Annotated in this window: 14 protein-coding genes and 1 pseudogene; 12 read left to right on the forward strand and 3 right to left on the reverse strand. The window is 62.3% G+C overall.

The genetic code is table 11. The annotated features are described in order from the left end of the window. Positions 1 to 12: 12 nt before the first annotated feature. From pilM to ACYQ6T_RS05730, 9 genes and pseudogenes are all read left to right on the forward strand, one after another. A pseudogene (pilM, locus tag ACYQ6T_RS05690) lies at positions 13 to 990 on the forward strand (type IV pilus biogenesis protein PilM); the annotation flags it as partial. Then, a complete protein-coding gene (locus ACYQ6T_RS05695; protein ID WP_459828686.1) occupies positions 987 to 1,583 on the forward strand; it encodes a PilN domain-containing protein in 597 nt (198 codons plus the stop codon). The pseudogene pilM and the gene ACYQ6T_RS05695, both read left to right, overlap by 4 nt. Beyond that, positions 1,580 to 2,242: a type IV pilus inner membrane component PilO gene (locus tag ACYQ6T_RS05700; RefSeq protein WP_459828688.1), complete on the forward strand. Its 663-nt coding sequence runs from the start codon at positions 1,580 to 1,582 to the stop codon at positions 2,240 to 2,242. The genes ACYQ6T_RS05695 and ACYQ6T_RS05700 overlap by 4 nt, the downstream gene beginning before the upstream one ends. Further along, complete coding sequence (locus ACYQ6T_RS05705; RefSeq protein WP_459828691.1) at positions 2,239 to 2,826, forward strand: pilus assembly protein PilP; 588 nt, start codon at positions 2,239 to 2,241, stop codon at positions 2,824 to 2,826. The genes ACYQ6T_RS05700 and ACYQ6T_RS05705 overlap by 4 nt, the downstream gene beginning before the upstream one ends. Positions 2,827 to 2,837: 11 nt before the next feature. Next, the gene (locus ACYQ6T_RS05710) at positions 2,838 to 4,958 is read left to right on the forward strand and encodes a type IV pilus secretin PilQ (protein WP_459828693.1); all 2,121 of its coding nucleotides are present in this window, start codon (positions 2,838 to 2,840) and stop codon (positions 4,956 to 4,958) included. A 38-nt stretch (positions 4,959 to 4,996) separates the two neighbouring features. Beyond that, entirely contained in the window at positions 4,997 to 5,548 is a 552-nt protein-coding gene (locus tag ACYQ6T_RS05715) for a shikimate kinase (RefSeq protein ID WP_459828694.1), read from the forward strand. Further along, entirely contained in the window at positions 5,529 to 6,611 is a 1,083-nt protein-coding gene (gene aroB, locus ACYQ6T_RS05720; RefSeq protein WP_459828696.1) for a 3-dehydroquinate synthase, read from the forward strand. The genes ACYQ6T_RS05715 and aroB overlap by 20 nt, the downstream gene beginning before the upstream one ends. Positions 6,612 to 6,756: 145 nt before the next feature. Further along, complete coding sequence (gene acnB / locus ACYQ6T_RS05725; protein ID WP_459828698.1) at positions 6,757 to 9,354, forward strand: bifunctional aconitate hydratase 2/2-methylisocitrate dehydratase; 2,598 nt, start codon at positions 6,757 to 6,759, stop codon at positions 9,352 to 9,354. 64 nt (positions 9,355 to 9,418) lie between these two features. Further along, positions 9,419 to 10,984 carry an HDOD domain-containing protein gene (locus ACYQ6T_RS05730; protein WP_459828700.1) on the forward strand — a complete coding sequence of 522 codons (1,566 nt, stop codon included), beginning with the start codon at positions 9,419 to 9,421 and terminating at the stop codon, positions 10,982 to 10,984. 104 nt (positions 10,985 to 11,088) lie between these two features. Here ACYQ6T_RS05730 and ACYQ6T_RS05735 read toward each other — a convergent pair whose 3' ends face one another. Both ACYQ6T_RS05735 and aceK read right to left on the reverse strand, forming a co-directional pair. Then, positions 11,089 to 11,757, reverse strand: a complete 669-nt coding sequence (locus tag ACYQ6T_RS05735; protein ID WP_459828702.1) for a YiaD family glycine zipper/OmpA-like lipoprotein — start codon at positions 11,755 to 11,757, stop codon at positions 11,089 to 11,091. Then, the gene (gene aceK / locus ACYQ6T_RS05740; RefSeq protein ID WP_459828704.1) at positions 11,754 to 13,532 is read right to left on the reverse strand and encodes a bifunctional isocitrate dehydrogenase kinase/phosphatase; all 1,779 of its coding nucleotides are present in this window, start codon (positions 13,530 to 13,532) and stop codon (positions 11,754 to 11,756) included. The genes ACYQ6T_RS05735 and aceK overlap by 4 nt, the downstream gene beginning before the upstream one ends. A gap of 95 nt (positions 13,533 to 13,627) precedes the next feature. Between aceK and icd the strand changes: the two genes are divergently transcribed. From icd to ACYQ6T_RS05755, 3 genes are all read left to right on the forward strand, one after another. After that, complete coding sequence (gene icd, locus ACYQ6T_RS05745; protein WP_459828706.1) at positions 13,628 to 14,872, forward strand: NADP-dependent isocitrate dehydrogenase; 1,245 nt, start codon at positions 13,628 to 13,630, stop codon at positions 14,870 to 14,872. A 232-nt stretch (positions 14,873 to 15,104) separates the two neighbouring features. Next, on the forward strand, positions 15,105 to 15,413 hold the full coding sequence (locus ACYQ6T_RS05750; RefSeq protein ID WP_459828707.1) for a DUF485 domain-containing protein: 309 nt from the start codon (positions 15,105 to 15,107) through the stop codon (positions 15,411 to 15,413). Next, positions 15,413 to 17,170 (forward strand): cation acetate symporter, encoded by a 1,758-nt coding sequence (locus tag ACYQ6T_RS05755; protein ID WP_459828709.1) that lies wholly within the window; start codon positions 15,413 to 15,415, stop codon positions 17,168 to 17,170. Before ACYQ6T_RS05750 ends, ACYQ6T_RS05755 begins: the two co-directional genes overlap by 1 nt. 81 nt (positions 17,171 to 17,251) lie before the next feature. On the opposite strand, the gene ACYQ6T_RS05760 is transcribed toward ACYQ6T_RS05755, so the two are convergent. After that, complete coding sequence (locus tag ACYQ6T_RS05760) at positions 17,252 to 18,253, reverse strand: sodium:calcium antiporter (RefSeq protein WP_459828711.1); 1,002 nt, start codon at positions 18,251 to 18,253, stop codon at positions 17,252 to 17,254. Positions 18,254 to 18,295 lie beyond the last annotated feature (42 nt).

Here is an 18,295-nt window from a genome sequence, read left to right on the forward strand (position 1 = left end):
GGCGCAGGGGTCGATCTCGGCCCTTCGGCGATCAAAGGGGTGCGCCTCACGCGCCGGCTGGGGGCGGTCACGCTGACGGGGGTTGCGGTCGAACCCTGTGAAAAGGGGTGGTACGACCCTGCCGGCGTGCGGAATAGTCAAGCGCTTGCTTGGGCGCTGGCAACCCTCTGCGAAAAGCTCCAGGTGGATCGCATCGTGATGGCGTTGCCCGATTCTGCGGTGATCCAGCGCGCAGTGGACCTCCCGCGGGGGCTCTCGGAGAGCGAAGAGGAGGAGATGGTCCTTGCGGAACTCGCGCGGATGACCCCGATCCCCGTCGAGGAGTTACGGGTCGATTGGCGGCGTTATGGCCCCGGGAGTATCCCGGAGAATGAACGGACGATGATCGTCGCCGCGCGGCAGGAACGGGTGGAGGCGCTGCAGCTACTCGCCGAAGAGGCGGGGGTGACGCTGATCCACTTGGATGTAGCGAGTTTGGCGCTCCGGCGTGCGGCGGTGCGTGCTGGCCTTTTGGACGGCGTCGTCGCGCTGGTCGATCTCGGCGAAGAGGCGATTGAGCTGGCTGTCTGGGAGAACGGGGAGAAACGGTTCGAGCGGGCCCAACCCTTTGAAGCTGCCCGGTTGCGCCGCGAATTGGCGCGTCATCTGCAGTCGAGTAGTGCCGCAGAGACCCTCCTTGCGGAAGGAAACTGGGATGAGACGCTCAAGCGCGAGGTGTTGCAGCCGTTTCTTGCGAAGATGAGCATCGAGATCGCCAATCTCCTGAAATTCTACTTCCATGCGGTCGAAGGGGCGCTGCCCCTTAACCGCATCCTCCTCGCTGGGGGTGGCGCGGTGTTGCCCGGGGTGGTTGCCGCGGTGCAGAGCATGGTGACTCCCCCTGTCGCGTTGTTGCAACCGTGGCAAGGGGTCAAGGGGGTGGGCGCGTGGCAGGCGCAGGCGCCGCGCTTCGCCCTCGCTACCGGTTTGGCTTGGCGGGTAGTGGGATGAACTCGATCGATATCGACCTTTTGCCGTGGCGCGAGGCGCTGCGGGAGCGGCGGCGACAGACCTTCACCGCTGCGTTCGGGGGGGTGCTCATCGCGGCGGCACTTGTTGCCGGTGCCGGCTGGTGGTGGCTCGATCGGCTCCTCGAGCGGCAGAACGAGCGCAACCGCTTTCTCGAGCAGGCGATTGCACAGCTCGACCGCGAACTCGGCGAAATCCGCTCGTTGGAGTCGCTGGTTGCCGGGATCCTCGCGCGCAAGGAGGTGATCGAGGCGCTGCAGTTGCGCCGCGTCGAGCCGATCGTCGTGACCGACGAACTCCCCCGCCTTTTGCCCGAAGGGGTGGCGCTCACGGCGCTCGAGCGCAAAGATGCCGCCGTCACACTCCAAGGGGTGGCCCGTTCCAACGGGATCGTCTCGGAGCTGATGCGTCAGATCGATCGCTCGCCTTACTTTGATGCGGTCCGCCTCATCGAAACGCAGGCCACCCAAGTTTCCGGGCAGAACGGCGTGAAGTTTTCGCTGGCGTTTGCGATCGAGCGGCCTGCGATCGAAGCGCGGATCGTCGCGCCGCCACAGGGAGGAGGGGCGCGATGAAGGAGCGGTTGATCGAGTGGGCGTTGCAGTTTCGCAACCTCGACCCCAACGACCCGGGGCGGTGGCCGCTGCTGCCGCAGGCGACGGTGCTTGCGGTGGTCTTCCTCCTTGCCCTCTTTCTCGCGTGGTATCTGTTGTGGAGCGACCAGGTTGCTGCGATCGAGGCGGCAGTGGCGAAAGAGCCGCAGCTCAAAGAGCAGTGGCTGGCGAAAAAGCGCCAGGCGGTGAATCTTCCGCTCCTTCGGGCGCAGGTGACTGAGGCGGAAAAGCAGTTCGGGGCGCTCTTGAAGCGCCTGCCGAGCAAAGCCGAAGTCGACGGGCTCTTACAAGAAGCCCACCGCTACGGATTGCAGCGGGGGTTGCAGTTCGAGCTCTTTCGTCCCGGGGGGGAGGTGACAAAGGAGTTCTACGCTGAACTGCCGGTGACCATTCGCCTCACCGGCTCCTACCATGCGATCGCCGGTTTTCTCAGCGACGTCTCGTCGATGCCGCGGGTCGTCTCCTTTGCCGACTTCAAACTCGCGCCCGCGACGGGGGGTGAGCCGGGTGCGCCGCTCCTTCGGCTCGATGCGACCCTCTTTGCCTACCGCTATCTCGAAGCCGAGGAGCGGGCGGCAGCAGCGCCACAGGGGCAGAGCGCGCAAGGGAGGCGGCGATGAGTGGGCGGCTGGTTGTGCGGCGCGTGCCGCTCCTCCTTTTTTCCTTGGCGGTTGCCGGCTGTGAGATGACGGTACCGCCGGAAGGGACCGCCGACTTGGCGGAATGGATGACGGAAGCTGCAAGGCCACTCAAAGGGCGGGTGAAGCCCCTCCCCGAGGTGCGGACAGTCGTTCCGTTGGCGTACGCGGCGTATGAGCTTACCGACCCCTTTGCGTTGGAGCGTTTCCACCCGGCGCCTCCCCCGCCGGCGAAAGGAGCGGATCACCCCGGGCTCCCCGGGCCCGACCTTAGCCGTGAGCGCGAGCCGCTCGAGGCGTTTGCGTTTGAGGATCTGATCCTCCGGGGGGTGATCGAGCGGCAGGGGGCGCGGTGGGCGTTGATCGTCGCACCCGACGGCCGCCTCTACCGTGTGACGGTGGGGAACTATCTCGGACGCGATTTCGGACGGATCACCGCAATCACGCCGAGTGAGAAGAGAGGGGAGAGGGTGTGGCGCGTCGTGGTGACCGAGTTGGTCCGCGACGACGAGGAGCGGTGGCAAGAGCGGAAGCGGGAACTGGTCAGCCAGGGAAAAGGTGAGTGAGGGAGTATCGCATGGGGCGAACGGGTGTCAAGGGAGTGCTCATCATTGGGGCGATCTGGCTTGCGACGGCTGCGCACGCGGCTGCGCTCACGGGAATCGAACTCGTCGAGGGGGGGGATGGGCGCGCGAGTCTGCTCCTCTCCTTTGACGAACCCCCGTCTGCACCGGCCCACTTCCAGATGGGGGCGCCGGCGCGGACGATCCTCGATTTCGTCGACGCAAAGAACCAGTTGGGGCGCTCCGAGCAGAAGTTCGCCCGAGGGGGGCTTGACCGTGTCTATCTCGTCGAGTCGGGAAAACGGCTTCGTGTGGTGCTGACACTCAGTGAGCCGGTTCGCTACGAAGTTACGCCAACGGCTTCCGGGTGGCGGGTCGATTGGCAGCGGCAAGCGCCAGCGGCCGTCGACCCCGTTGCGCAAACGGTCGCAGTTCTGCCGGCCGACAAGGTCAAGGAGACCCCAACATCGGGTAGCGCAGAGGTGCGTGACGTCGATTTTCGCCGCGGCGAGCGCGGTGAGGGGCGGATCAAACTGACCCTCTCGGGGGAGAACGTTTCGCCCGATTTGAGCCGCAGCGGTAACCAGCTGGTGGTGCGCTTTCCCCGGGTGCGGGTGCCCGCGCCGCTTCAGCGCCGCTCCGACGTCGCCGATTTCGGTACCCCGGTGCGCCTCTTTCGCCTCGAGCAGCGCGGCGAAGATGGCTACCTGACCGTGGAAGGGAAGGGCGAGTGGCAACCCACCGCCTACCAGGCCGATACCACCTTTGTCCTCGAGATTGCCGAGCCGCCGAAAGAGGAGGAGAAGGGGGTTGCCGCGGCGTTGAAACCGAAATACAGCGGCGAGCGGTTGACGCTCGACTTTCAGAACGTCGAGATTCGAGCGCTTTTGCAGGTACTTGCCGATTTCAGCGGCTTTAATATCATCGCGTCGGACACGGTGCAGGGGAGTATCACCCTGCGCCTCGTCGATGTGCCGTGGGATCAGGCGTTGGACATCATCCTTCAGGCCAAGGGGCTCGACAAGCGGCAAAACGGCAACATCATCTGGGTCGCTCCGACTCAGGAGATCGCCAAGCGCGAACAGGAGCGGTTGTTGGCGATCAACGAGCAGATCGAAAAAGGGGTGCTGCTCACTGAGTCGTTTCAGGTCAATTACCACTCTGCTGCTGAGGTCCATAAGATGTTGGTCGCCGGGAGCGGTGGCGCAGGGTCCGGTGGCGGACCAGGCGGTGGCCAGGGGGGCGGGCAGGGCGGTGGCGGCTCGTCGCACACTCTTCTCTCGCCGCGCGGTTCGGCGACTTTTGATGCGCGCACCAACAAGATCTTCGTCACCGACGTCGAAGAGCGCCTTGCTGCAGTCCGGGCGCTCCTCAAGGAGATCGACGTGCCGCCGAAACAGGTGGTGATCGAGGCGCGGATCGTCGAGGCGACGACCAACTTTGGCCGCGAAATCGGTGCCCGTTTAGGGGTTGATGACGCGCGCATTCGCAGCCTCGGGGGTGGGGCGCTCTTTACCGTAGGGCCCTTCAACTGGCCAAACAAGCCTGGGGCGACGGTCAGCAATACCAACTACGGCTCTTTTGCCGTCTCGATCTTCAACAAGTCGCTCACCCGCTTCCTCAACCTTGAGCTCAATCTGGCCGAAGTCTCGGGAGAGGGGCGCGTCATTTCGAGCCCCAAGATCATGACTGCGAACAACGTCAAGGGGCGGATCAGCGTCGGCGATGAGATTCCCTATGTCACCCCCTCTTCGACGACCCAACCCGCGACCGTCTCGTTCAAAGAGGCCGCGCTCATTCTCGAAGTGACGCCCCAGCTGACACCCGATGGACGGGTCCGGATGGCGGTGCAGGTGGAGAAGAACCGTGCCGATTTTACTCGCCAGGTCCAGGGTAATCCGCCGATCCTGAAAAAACAGGTTACGACCGACGTGATCGTCGAAAATGGCGGAACCGTGGTGTTGGGGGGATTGTTTGAAGAGAGCGAGGACCGCAACGAAAACAAAGTGCCGTTCTTCGGCGATCTTCCGGTTATGGGCAATCTCTTCAAAAATACGGCGCGCAAGGCGCAGCGCACCGAACTGATGATCTTTCTCACCCCGCGGATCGTGAGCGACGATTTGCGCCTGCGCTGAGGTACACTCCCGCGTTTCTTCAGTGCGGTGGGGCCGGCGTGGAACCGATCGTGTTGGTGGGCATGATGGGGGCGGGAAAGACGACGGTGGGCAAAGCGCTCGCTGCGCGGCAGGGCTGGACCTTTGTCGATGCCGACGAGCTCTTGGCGGAGCGCGCCGGTGCACCGATCCCGCTCATTTTCGAGGTGGAGGGTGAGGCAGGCTTTCGCGAGCGGGAGTCGAAGCTCCTTGACGAGCTGCTCATGCGCGACGACGTCGTCATCGCCACGGGGGGCGGAGCGGTCGTGCGGGCGGAAAATCGCCAGAAGTTCAAACGGCGCGGGATTGTCATCTATCTTGAAGCACCGCTCGAGGTGCTGTGGGAGCGGCTGCAGCACGACCGCTCGAGGCCGCTCCTCCAGGTCCCTGACCCGAAGGCACGCTTGGCGGCGCTCCTTGCTGAGCGGGATCCTTGGTATCGCGAGGTTGCCGATCTGATTGTGCCAACGAGTTCGGGGCGGCTTGCGGCGGTGGTCCAAGAGGTCGAGGCGGCATTGGCCGCGTATGGTCTTGTGTTGCGGAGTGTGGCTGATGCGAACCGTTACTGTTGAACTGGGCGACCGATCCTACCCGATTCTGATTGCCGAGGGGATCCTCTCCCACGGGGAGCTCCTGCTCCCCCATCTCCCTCAACCCCACTGCCTGATTGTTTCCAATACCACCGTGGCGCCGCTCTATCTCGAGACGCTCAAGGGTGCGCTCACCTGCCACGGCGTTGCCGTCGACGCCGTGATCCTTCCTGACGGCGAGCGGTACAAAAACTGGGAGACGATGCAGCGCATCTTCGACGCGCTCGTCGCTGCGCGCGCCGAGCGCGAGACAACGGTGATCGCGCTGGGCGGGGGGGTGATCGGTGATATGGCCGGCTTTGCCGCCGCCTGCTGGCAGCGCGGAGCGCCGTTTATTCAGGTGCCCACCACCCTCTTGGCGCAGGTCGACTCCTCGGTCGGAGGAAAGACGGCGATCAACCACCCGCGCGGCAAGAACCTGATTGGCGCCTTCTACCAGCCGCGGGTCGTCATGATCGATACCGCAACACTCAAGACCCTTCCGCCGCGCGAATTGCGTGCGGGGCTTGCTGAGGTGATCAAGTACGGCTTGATCCGCGACGCGACCTTCTTCGAGTGGCTCGAGCATCGGATCGAGCCACTGTTGGCGCTCGATCCCGAAAGTGTCGCAATCGCAGTCGAGCGCAGCTGCCGCAACAAAGCGGAGGTGGTCGCAGCCGACGAGACCGAGCGGGGGATCCGCGCGACGCTCAACTTGGGCCACACCTTCGGCCATGCGATCGAAACGGCGACGGGGTACGAGAGCTGGCTCCACGGCGAAGCGGTCGCGGCCGGGATGATGATCGCCGCGGAGGTGTCGCTCCGCTTGGGGTGGCTGAGCGAAAACGCCTGTGCCCGGATCGAAGCGGTGCTGATGCGCGCCGGCCTTCCGGTGAGAGGTCCCGCTCTAGCAACCGACGAGGTGTGGCGCCTCATGGCAGGCGACAAAAAGGTGGTCGGCGGCAAAATCCGCTTTGTGCTGCTGCGCGACATCGGTGACGCGGTCGTGACCGCGGCGGTGCCCCAAGCGGTGGTCGACGCGGCACTCGCTGCCCGTTTGGGATAGCCCTCTTCCCGCTTCCTCTTTGCCGTTGCGGCCGAACGGCTTGCGCTCCTTTGGGGTTTTGAGTAGAATCGCTCTGTCGAGTCTTCTAGTCTTATAAAAGACATAAGACATAACATTTGTCGTGTGCACCAGTCCGGAGATCGCTATGTTAGAAGCCTATCGCGCCCATGCTGCCGAACGCGCTGCGCTCGGTATCCCGCCGCTGCCGCTTTCCAAGGAGCAGACGCTTGCGTTGATCGAACTCCTCCGTAATCCTCCTGCGGGAGAAGAGGATTTTCTCGTGGAGCTCCTCACCCATCGCGTCCCGCCGGGGGTGGATGATGCTGCGAAGGTCAAGGCCGAGTTCCTGGCCCGGGTTGCAAAAGGGGAGGAGAAAAACCCCCTGATCTCCCGGGAGCGGGCAACGGAACTCCTCGGCACGATGTTGGGGGGGTACAACGTCGCGCCGCTCGTGGAACTCTTGCAAGACGAGGTCGTGGGCAAAATTGCCGCGGACGCGCTTAAACACACGCTCCTCGTTTTCGACGCTTTCAACGATGTCAAAGCGCTTGCCGATGCGGGGAACGCCAATGCGCAGGCAGTGCTGCGCTCCTGGGCGGAAGGGGAGTGGTTCACGAGCCGCGAACCGGTTCCGCAACGGATGACGATCACCGTCTTCAAAGTGCCGGGTGAGACCAACACCGACGATCTTTCGCCCGCGCCCGACGCCTGGTCGCGTCCCGACATCCCGTTGCACGCCCTTGCGATGCTCAAAAACCCTCGCCCCGGAATCGAACCGGACGAGCCCGGCGTGCGGGGTCCGATCAAGCTCATCGAGTCGCTGAAGGCCAAGGGGCATCCTGTCGCCTACGTCGGCGATGTGGTGGGTACCGGTTCGTCGCGCAAATCGGCGACCAACTCGGTGATCTGGTGGACCGGAAAGGATATCCCGTTTGTCCCCAACAAGCGCTACGGCGGGGTCTGTCTCGGCGGCAAGATCGCGCCGATCTTCTTCAACACCCAAGAGGATGCCGGTGCGTTGCCGATTGAGATCGACGTCACCCAGATGGAGATGGGCGACGAGATCGAACTCGAGATCGATCACGACACCGCAGCGGTCAAAGCGTACAAGAATGGTCAATTGATCGCCGAATCGCGGCTCAAAAGCCCGGTGCTCCTTGACGAAGTGCGCGCGGGCGGACGGATCAACTTGATCATCGGCCGCAACTTGACGGCGAAGGCGCGCGAAGCGCTCGGGCTTCCCCCCTCCACCCTCTTCCGGTTGCCGCCGCAGCCGAAAGATACCGGCAAGGGGTATACGCTCGCGCAGAAGATCGTTGGTCGCGCTTGCGGCTTGCCGGAAGGGAAAGGGATCCGCCCGGGGACCTACTGCGAACCGCGCATGACGACGGTGGGTTCCCAAGACACCACCGGCCCGATGACGCGCGACGAGCTCAAAGATCTTGCCTGTTTGGGGTTTACCGCCGACCTCGTGATGCAGTCGTTCTGCCACACCGCGGCCTATCCGAAGCCCGTCGACGTCAAGATGCACAAGGAGCTCCCCAAATTCATCACCGAGCGGGGTGGGGTGAGCTTGCGGCCGGGTGACGGGGTGATCCACTCGTGGTTGAACCGGATGCTCCTCCCCGACACCGTCGGCACCGGGGGGGACTCCCACACCCGTTTCCCGATCGGCATCTCCTTCCCCGCCGGTTCCGGGCTCGTCGCCTTTGCGGCAGCGACCGGTTCGATGCCGCTCGACATGCCCGAGTCGGTCTTGGTGAAGTTCAAAGGGACGATGCAGCCCGGGATTACCCTGCGCGACCTGGTGAACGCCATTCCCTACTATGCGATCAAACAGGGGCTCCTCACCGTTGAGAAGAAGGGCAAAAAGAACATCTTCAACGGCCGGATTCTTGAAATCGAAGGGCTGCCTCATCTCAAAGTGGAACAGGCGTTCGAACTCACCGACGCTTCGGCCGAACGCTCGGCAGCGGCCTGCACCGTCAAGCTCGACAAAGAGCCGATCATCGAGTACTTGCGCAGCAACATCACGCTCCTCAAGTGGATGATCGCGAACGGCTACGAAGACAAACGGACGCTCGAGCGGCGCATCCACAAGATGGAGGCGTGGATCGAAAATCCGGTCCTGTTGGAACGGGACGAGGATGCCGAATACGCGGCGGTGATCGAGATCGATCTCAACGAGATCACCGAGCCGATCGTCGCCTGCCCCAACGACCCGGACGATGTCAAACTCCTCTCGGAGGTTGCAGGTGATCGGATTGACGAAGTCTTCATCGGCTCGTGCATGACCAACATTGGCCACTTCCGCGCCGCAGCGAAGGTGCTCGAAGGGAAAGGGGAGATCCCCACCCGGCTCTGGATCGCCCCGCCGACCAAGATGGACGAGATGATCCTCAGGGAAGAGGGGGTCTATGGGGTGCTGGGGCGCGTCGGTGCGCGGATCGAGATCCCGGGTTGCTCGCTCTGCATGGGGAACCAGGCGCAGATCCGCCGCGGAAGCACCGCGATGTCGACGTCGACCCGCAACTTCCCGAACCGTCTCGGGCTCGACACGCGCGTCTATCTCGGTTCAGCCGAACTCGCCGCCGCTTGTGCGCTCCTCGGGCGGATCCCCACGGTGGCCGAATACATGGCGTTGATGGAGCCGGTGAACGCCGCTGCGGCCCAGATCTACCGCTATATGAACTTCGACCAGATCCCTGAATTTGCGGAGGTGGCAAGTACCATCGCCGCCTGATCGTCGCGTGACCTGTACGCAAAAAGGGGGGCATCTGCCCCCCTTTTTTGCGTAGAATGGAAAGATGACCGCGAATACCCCCTCACCGTCAACCTCCGCGTTGGAACTCCTCTGGAACCGCTTGCAAGCGCAGGGGGAGTTCCCGGCGCTCGCGCGCAGCGTCGACTTGGTGACGCAATTCACCCACTCGGACCAGGCACGAATCGACGCGCTCGCCGACGTTGTTTTGCGCGATGTCGCTTTGGCGACCAAAGTTTTGCGCCTGGCGAATAGCGCAGCCTACCGAAGGAGCGGAATGGCGGAGGTGAGCACGGTGTCGCGTGCGCTCCTCCTCCTTGGCTTTGAGACGGTCCGCAATCTTGCCCTTGCGAGCGCGGTGATTGCCCGCCTGGGCGAAACCGACCCGGCACTCGTCAAGGAGTTGGCGCGGGCACTGGTGGGGGCCCTCTTCGCCGAAGCGATCGCCCCCCATTTCCGGGTCAAACGCGAAACCGCCTTTTTGGGCACCCTTCTGCGCCACTTGGGGACGTTGCTGGTCCGTCACTACTTCCCCGACGAGGCCGCCCAGATCGACGCTTGGGTTGCGGCTGGAAAACCCGCAGCGAAAGCGGAACAGGAGGTCTTGGGCGTCAGCGCTGCTGCGTTTGGGCTTTTTGTCGCGAAAATGTGGGGGTTGCCGAGCAGCGTGCAGAGTGCGATGGAACCGCTCACGGGTCGTCCGCCCGCGCAGTGGGACGGGAACTCGCCGGAGGCGCTGCGCTGGCTCTGTGGCGCGGCGCAGAGCGCTGCCCAGGTTGCAAGCGAAGAGGGGAAGAACCTTGCAGCAATCAAGGGCGAAGTGACCGCCGCGTTTCCCTTCCTCACAGGAATAGATCCCCCAACTTGGCAGAGCGTTTCCGAGGCGACAGAAGAGGCGGCGGTTGCATGGTGGAGGGTCCTCGTCGGCCAAGGTTCTCCTTTTGTCGCGCTCGGAAACGCACCCCTGCCGCAGCGGGCAACGGAGGAGAAGCGGAGCTCGGGGAGCGTCGCCGGTGCCACCCCAGCCCCCGCCGCTTTATCCTCTGAAGCGGCCCCTTTGCCGCAAAATCCCCACGCGCCGGTCCATGCGGAAGAGGCGGCGCGACGTCTCATCCTTGGTCTCGAGGATCTTGCGCAGACGCTCCTCGAAGGGCAACCGCGCGCGGCGCTTCTCTACCTGGCGTGCGAACTGGTGTGGCAGGCGCTTGCGTGCGAGCGGGTTCTTCTCCTGCGCTGCTACCCCTCGGCGTTGCTTCCCGAGGTGGGCATTGCCCCGGAGTGGAGCGAACTCCAAGAGACGGGGGCGATTCCACTGGCTGAAGGGAAGAGTGTCCTCCACCTTGCCGTGGCGCAGGGGGTCGACATCGAAATCGACGACCGCGCCGACCCAAAGATTGCGGCGAAATTCCCGCCCCCGTTCAACCGCTTTCCCCGCGGCCGCAGCGTCCTCCTCTTGCCCCTGCGGGTCAAAGGGGCGAGCGTCGGCTTGATCTACCTCGATAAACCACAGCCGCAGCAGCTGAAGCTCCCGAAAACCCTCAAGCAGCTGGTGCGGTTGTGGCGCAACCAGGTTGCGCTCGCGTGGGGGTTTTCCGCTTCTGCAAGCGGCTAGACAGAGCGGCGAGACTCGAGCCTCCTGCCGGTCAGCCGCTGACGCTGACCGCCCCCCCCTGCAAAGCGCCCAGCACAGGGTGGCGTAGCGCTTGCCGCGCGCAGTTACTGCGCGAGCGGAATCAGCAAGATCTCAACCCGGCGGTTTTGGGCACGACCCTCAGCAGTAGCGTTGCTCGCAATCGGACGGGTGCTTCCGAAACCGACCGCTTCGATCCGTTTGGGATCGACCCCGTGCTGCATCAGGTAACTCGCTACCGCATGTGCCCGGTTCTCGGAAAGCGTCTGGTTGAACTGGGCGTTCCCCGTCGCATCGGCGTGCCCTTCGATGCGAATCAGCGTATTGGGATACTGCCGAACGCTCTGCGCGAGCTGATCGAGCACCTGCATGAAGCGCGGTTGCAGTTGGGCGCTGCCCGTCGCAAAGGTGATCGCCTCGGGTGCCTGAAGGCGGATCGTATCCCCTTGCCGTTGGATCTCCACGCCACTATTGGCGAGCTGCTGCCGCAGTTGCGCCTCCTGCTGGTCCATCTGGTGGCCAATCGCGCCGCCCACCACTGCGCCAATCGCGGCGCCAATCAGCGCCCCTTTGGTGCGATCCCCTTTGCCCGCGACGACATTGCCGAGTACGGCCCCCGCTGCCGCACCGGCGGTTGCCCCTTTGGCGGTGTTGGCGTGCTCGCCCCCATACGGGTTCGTCGTCACACACCCGGCAAGAAGGGCAGAGGCGAAAAGGGCAAAAGCGCCCGGATGGAGTCGAGTGCTTCTGTTCATGGCGTTGCTCCTTGAGGGGAAGAGGGGAAACGGTTGCAGAAACGGATCTCTTCGCCATAAGGGAAGAAATCTTCGACCACGCCTCGCCGGATCCGCTCCTGCGCCTGTTGCCAGAACTGCGGCGTCAAGAGGTCGCGGTGGTGCTTGAGAAAGATCTGACGGATTTTGGGGTCCCCCAGCAGGAAGGTGGCGAACTCTTCGGGAAAGACGTCGAGCGGCCCGGCGGAGTACCACGGTTCGTCGCCCATCTCCATCTCGGGATAGGGGGCTGGGGGGATCGCGCGAAAGTTCATATCGGTCATGTATTCGATCTCGTCGTAGTCGTAGAAGACAACCCGCCCGTAACGGGTGACGCCGAAGTTCTTCCACAACATATCGCCGGGGAAGATGTTGGCGATCGCGAGCTCCCGGATGGCGTTCCCGTATTCGATGATCGCCGCTTCGGCCTCTTCCGGGGTGGCCGTCTCCAGGTAGAGGTTGAGGGGGGTCATCCGCCGCTCGATGTAGAGGTGTTTGATCACCAGCTGCTCGTTGATCTCCTCGATGAGACTTGGCGCCTCACGCTTCAGTTCGGCAAGGAGCTCTGGCGAGAAGCGGGCGAGGGGAAGCGCGACGTGAGAGAACTCGAGCGTATCGGCCATGCGGCCAACCCGGTCGACCTGTTTCACCATATGGTACTTGCGCCGGACCGTCGCGTGGTCGATGTTTTTCGAACTGCCGAAACGGTCTTTGATCACCTTGAAGACGTAGGGAAACGACGGGAGGGTAAAAACCAGCATTACCATCCCCTTGATTCCAGGCGCGATGATGAACTGGTCGTTCGAATGGCGCAAGTGGGCCATCAGGTCGCGGTAGAACATCGTCTTGCCTTGCTTACCCAGCCCCAACATCGTGTAGAGCTCGGAGCGGGGTTTGTTGGGCATGATCGAGCGGAGGAACTGGACGTAACCGGAAGGGACCTCCATATCGACGAGGAAGTAGGCGCGCGACAGCGAAAAGAGGACAGAAATGCGCCACGCCTCAAAAATGGCGGTGTCGATCACCAGTTTCCCATTTGCGCCGTGGCGAACCGCGAGACAGAAGGGGATCTCGTCGTGGCCGTTGATCCCTTTGCCAATGATGTACGCCGTCTTGTTGCGATAGAAGGGAGAGTAGAGCACCTGAATCTGGGCATTGACCTCCATCTTCGGCCATTTCCCCCCGAGATGCTCCTCAAGGGCGCGGCAGATGTACCCGATGTCGCGGTCGAGGTCGTCAAAGGGGCGTTCCCAGTCGAAATCCTCGATGATGCGGCGAATGGTGGCGCGTAACCCCCCCTCTTTGGGGTAGTAGCTGGTATAGACCGGCGGGAACGACTCGATGTATTCGGTCGAGATCGCCGGCCGGGCAAAGATATACTGGTTGTTGAAGTAGCTGCGGTCGAGGATTTTGGTGGTGACCGAGTTGAAAAAGGTCTCCGCCAGTTCCGGCTGCTTGTGGTCGATCAGGTGGTCGATGTAGAAGAGCTTCACCGCGCGCCAGGTGGCGTCGTCGAGCGTCGTGATCGGGAAGTGGGCGCGCAACCGCTCAACGGTCTCGGCGACGCGCTGGTCGTAGAATCCGACGCGGTCGCGCACCAGCTCCAGCTGTTTTTGCCAGTCGCCCGCTTCAAAGAGCTCTTTGGCGCGGGCGCTTGCGGCGCGAAAGATCCGGTAGTGGCGGTCGAACCCTTCGATCATCGTCCGCGCCATCGCTTGGGCAATCGCCTCTTTCTCATCCGGGATGGGATGATCCATCAGTATCTCCCTCAACGTTTATTTATTCGGTGAGTATAGCGGAAGCAACCGGGTTGACGGATAATAAAGGCTCCAAACACAAGGGAGTGAACCTGATGAGCTACGAGAAAATCCAAATTCCTGCCGGTGGGCAGAAGATCGTGATGGGGCAACCGATCCCCGACCAGCCGATCGTCCCCTTCATCGAAGGGGATGGCATCGGGGTCGACATCACCCCAGTGATGCGGGCGGTGGTCGATGCCGCCGTCGCGAAAGCCTACGGCGGCAAGCGCAAGATCCACTGGATGGAGGTCTATGCCGGCGAGAAGGCGACGCGCGTCTATGGCCCCGATCAGTGGCTGCCCGATGAAACGCTCGCGGCGCTCAAAGAGTTCGCCGTCTCGATCAAAGGGCCGATGACCACCCCGGTGGGCGGGGGAATCCGGTCGCTCAACGTGGCGCTGCGGCAGGAGATGGACCTCTACCAGTGTGTCCGGCCCGTGCGCTATTTCAATGGGGTCCCTTCACCCCTCAAGCACCCGGAACTGGTCGATATGGTGATCTTCCGCGAGAATACCGAAGACATCTACGCCGGGATCGAGTGGCCCGCGAAATCGGAAGGAGCGCAGAAGGTCATCAAATTCCTGCAGGAAGAGATGGGGGTGAAGAAGATCCGCTTCCCCGAGAGCTCCGGGATCGGGATCAAACCGGTCTCGATCGAAGGGACGAGCCGGCTCGTGCGCGCCGCGATCCAGTATGCGATCGACAACGACCGCAAATCGGTGACGCTCGTGCACAAAGGCAACATCATGAAATTCACCGAAGGGCTCTTCCGTGACGTCGGTTACCAGGTGGCGAAAGAGGAGTTTGGCGCCCAGCCGATCGACGGCGGCCCGTGGTGCCGTTTCACCAACCCGAAAACGGGCCGGGAGATCGTCATCAAGGATTCGATCGCCGACGCCTTCCTGCAGCAGATTCTGCTTCGTCCTGCCGAATACGACGTGATCGCAACGCTGAACCTCAACGGCGACTACATCTCCGACGCGCTTGCTGCCCAAGTGGGCGGGATCGGGATTGCCCCGGGGGCGAACATCGGCGACCACTACGCGGTCTTTGAGGCGACCCACGGGACCGCGCCGAAATATGCGGGGCTCGATAAGGTGAACCCCGGGTCGCTCATCCTTTCGGCCGAGATGATGCTTCGTTTCTTCGGCTGGAAAGAGGCGGCCGACCTCATCATCGCCGCGATGGAGCGGACGATCAACGACAAGATCGTCACCTACGACTTTGCCCGCCTGATGGAAGGGGCGAAAGAGGTCTCCTGCTCCGGCTTTGGGCAAGCGATGATCGAACGGATGTAAGTTTCGCGTAAGCATTGATCATTACGCTATAAGCCATCGTCAAGGGGTCTCCCCTGGCGATGGCTTTTTTTCTGGTAACCACAAAGGAGGTTGAGATGGACAAATCGCCTGATGCTTACTGGAAAGCGACATTGCGCCTCATCAGCCATGCTGTAAGTTTTGTTTAAGTTGTAATTCCTACATTGCGCTCTGCAGCAATATCTCTTGCAACCAAAGTCTGAGGAGCAAATCGATGCATGACGACGTTTACGAGAAAATTCGGGCCAATCCGAAATACCAGCAACTAGTGAGCACTCGTAATAGATACAGCTGGATCTTGACGATCCTGGTGCTGATTGTCTATTACGGCTTCATAGCCTTGGTAGCCTTCAACAAGGCCTTCCTGGCTACTCCTCTGCGGCCTGGCGGAGTCACTACCGTGGGCATTCCCATCGGCATTGGCGTGATCCTGTTTACGATCATCATCACCGGTCTCTATGTCCGTCGCGCCAACACCGAGTTCGACGCGCTCAAGGAAGAAATCATTCGGGAGGCAAAATAATGGCAAAGACCTTTAAGCAACTGGCTGGCCTCATTGCCCTGTTGGCTGCCGGCGCTGCGTATGCCGCCGGTGCCGATCTCGGTCAGGCTGAAAAGCAGGCCACCAACTGGACGGCCATCATCATGTTCGGCATCTTCGTCGCCGCCACGTTGTACATCACCAAGTGGGCCGCCGAAAAGACGAAGTCTGCAGCCGATTTCTACACTGCCGGCGGGGGTATCACCGGTTTCCAGAACGGTCTGGCCATCGCCGGTGACTACATGTCGGCTGCTTCCTTCCTCGGTATTTCCGCCGCCGTGATGGCCAATGGCTACGATGGCCTGATCTACTCGATCGGTTTTCTCGTCGGCTGGCCGATCATCACCTTTCTGATGGCGGAGCGCCTGCGTAACCTCGGCAAGTTCACTTTCGCCGACGTCGCCGGTTACCGCTTCAAGCAGACCCCGATCCGTGCCTTCGCTGCGACCGGCACGCTGGTCGTCGTCGCCTTCTATCTGATCGCCCAGATGGTCGGCGCCGGTCAGTTGATCAAGCTGCTCTTCGGTCTGGAATACTGGATGGCGGTGGTCATCGTCGGCGTGCTGATGATGGTTTATGTGCTCTTCGGCGGTATGACCGCGACCACTTGGGTGCAAATCATCAAGGCTTGTCTCTTGCTCGCTGGCGCCTCCTTCATGGCTTTCATGGTGCTCGTCAAGTTCGGTTTTAGCCCGGAAGCGATGTTTGCCAAGGCGGTCGAAATCAAGACCCAACTGGCGGCCAAGGAACTGCTCGCCGAGGCCCTGAAAACCAACCCGAACGCCACAGCGGAATCCGTGGCCGCTGCTGCGCAGGCCAAGGGCTTATCGATCATGGGGCCGGGTAACTTCGTGAAGGATCCGATCTCCGCCATCTCCTTCGGCATGGCCCTGATGTTCGGTACTGCCGGTCTGCCGCACATCCTGATGCGCTTCTTCACCGTGCCGTCCGCCAAGGAAGCTCGCAAGTCCGTGTTCTGGGCAACCACCTGGATCGGTTACTTCTACATCCTGACCTTCATCATCGGTTTTGGCGCCATCGCCTTCGTGCTGTCCGACCCGACTTTCCTCGACGCCAAGGGCGCGCTGAAAGGTGGCGGCAACATGGCGGCTATCCATTTGGCCAACGCTGTCGGCGGCAATGTCTTCCTCGGCTTCATCTCCGCAGTTGCCTTCGCCACCATTCTGGCCGTGGTTGCCGGTCTGACCCTCTCCGGTGCTTCAGCTGTCTCGCACGACCTGTACGCGACCGTGTTCAAAGAAGGCAAGGTCGACTCCGCAACCGAACTGCGCGTTTCCCGTATCACCACTGTCGTTCTCGGTATCATCGCGGTGGTTCTCGGGATCGCCTTCGAGAAGCAGAACATCGCCTTCATGGTCTCTCTGGCTTTCGCCGTCGCTGCCTCAGCCAACTTCCCGGTCCTCTTCATGTCCGGGCTGTGGAAGGACTGCACGACCCGCGGTGCCGTGATTGGCGGCTTTCTAGGGCTGATCTCCTCGGTTGTGCTGACCGTCGTTTCCCCGTCCATCTGGGAAGCCGTCCTGGGCAATCCGAAGGGTTCAGCTTTGTTCCCCTATACTTCGCCAGCGCTCTTCTCCATGACCATCGGCTTCGTCGGTATCTGGCTGTTCTCCATCCTGGACAACAGCGAACAGGCTGCCAAGGAACGTGCGCTTTACCCGTATCAGGAAATTCGTTCTGAAACCGGTGTTGGTGCCGCAGCTGCCAGCGCCCACTAATCCATTCGATAAAGTCAAGTCAAGTGCTCAAGCCCGGGTTACGCCCGGGCTTTTTTATGGTGTGTCCGGTAAGGAGAAGAGTTAGGCCAACGCAAGGCCCAGGTAGATGATGTAGAGCGCACCGTTCACCCACAGGTGCCAAAGGCGCAGCCGGCCGCGCTGAAGCAAAATCCTCATCCAGAGCGCGGCCACGAAGGTGATCACCACCCCCGAGAGCACGGCGCGTTCCGGCGCCCAGGGTGTGAGCGTGATGCCGATGGCGGGCAGCAGCGTGCCCTGGAACACCATGGCACCGGTGATGTTGCCGAAGGCGAGGGTGTCCTTGTGGCGGCGGATCCAGAGGATGCTGTTTACCTTCTCCGGCAGTTCCGTGGCGATGGGCACGATCATGAGCGAAAGCAGGAGAGGCGAGATTCCCATCACACGCGATGCTTCCTCCACGCCGTGGATGAAGCCTTTGGCGCCGCCGATCAGAAGGCCGAGTCCGAGGGCCAGTTGCAGCAGGATGATGGGCAGCGTCTCTGGCAGGCCGAAGCGGGCAAGAAACATCCTTTTATGGGCCTCGGTCCCATGCCCCTCCTCCACCAGCCGCGCCGAGGCACGGAAAGTCAGCATGAGATAGACGAAATAAATGGTCACCATCGCCGCGGCCAACCCCACCCGCACGGCGGGGAGTTCGTGCGGCACGAATAGTGCCACTGCGGCAAGCCCGAAGGCCAGTAGAAAGAAGTCCAGATCCCGTTCGAGCCCCGTACGCTCCGGCGTGAAGTGACCCTGCGGGCCGCGACGAGCAAGCACCGCCACACTCATCAAGAAGAGCGACAGGGTGGACAACATAAGGGGCGCCCCCAGGATGGCGCCTACGCCGATTTCTTCGTTGACACGCTGGTTCGTGGTGCCGCCGAAGATGGCAAGCAACGGCACCAGGGTTTCCGGCAGCGCCGTTCCCACCGCGGCGAACACCGAGCCGGTCACACCCTCGGAGATGCGCAGCCGTTCGCCCAGATGCTCGAGAGCGTTGGTGAAAATCTCCGCCGCCACCAGAATGACGAGAAGCATGAGGGCGAGTTGGGCGAGGATCATCGATTTCGTTCGCAGTGAGTGTCGCGACCCGTGGGATTATAC

Source organism: Hydrogenophilus islandicus, assembly GCF_054657095.1.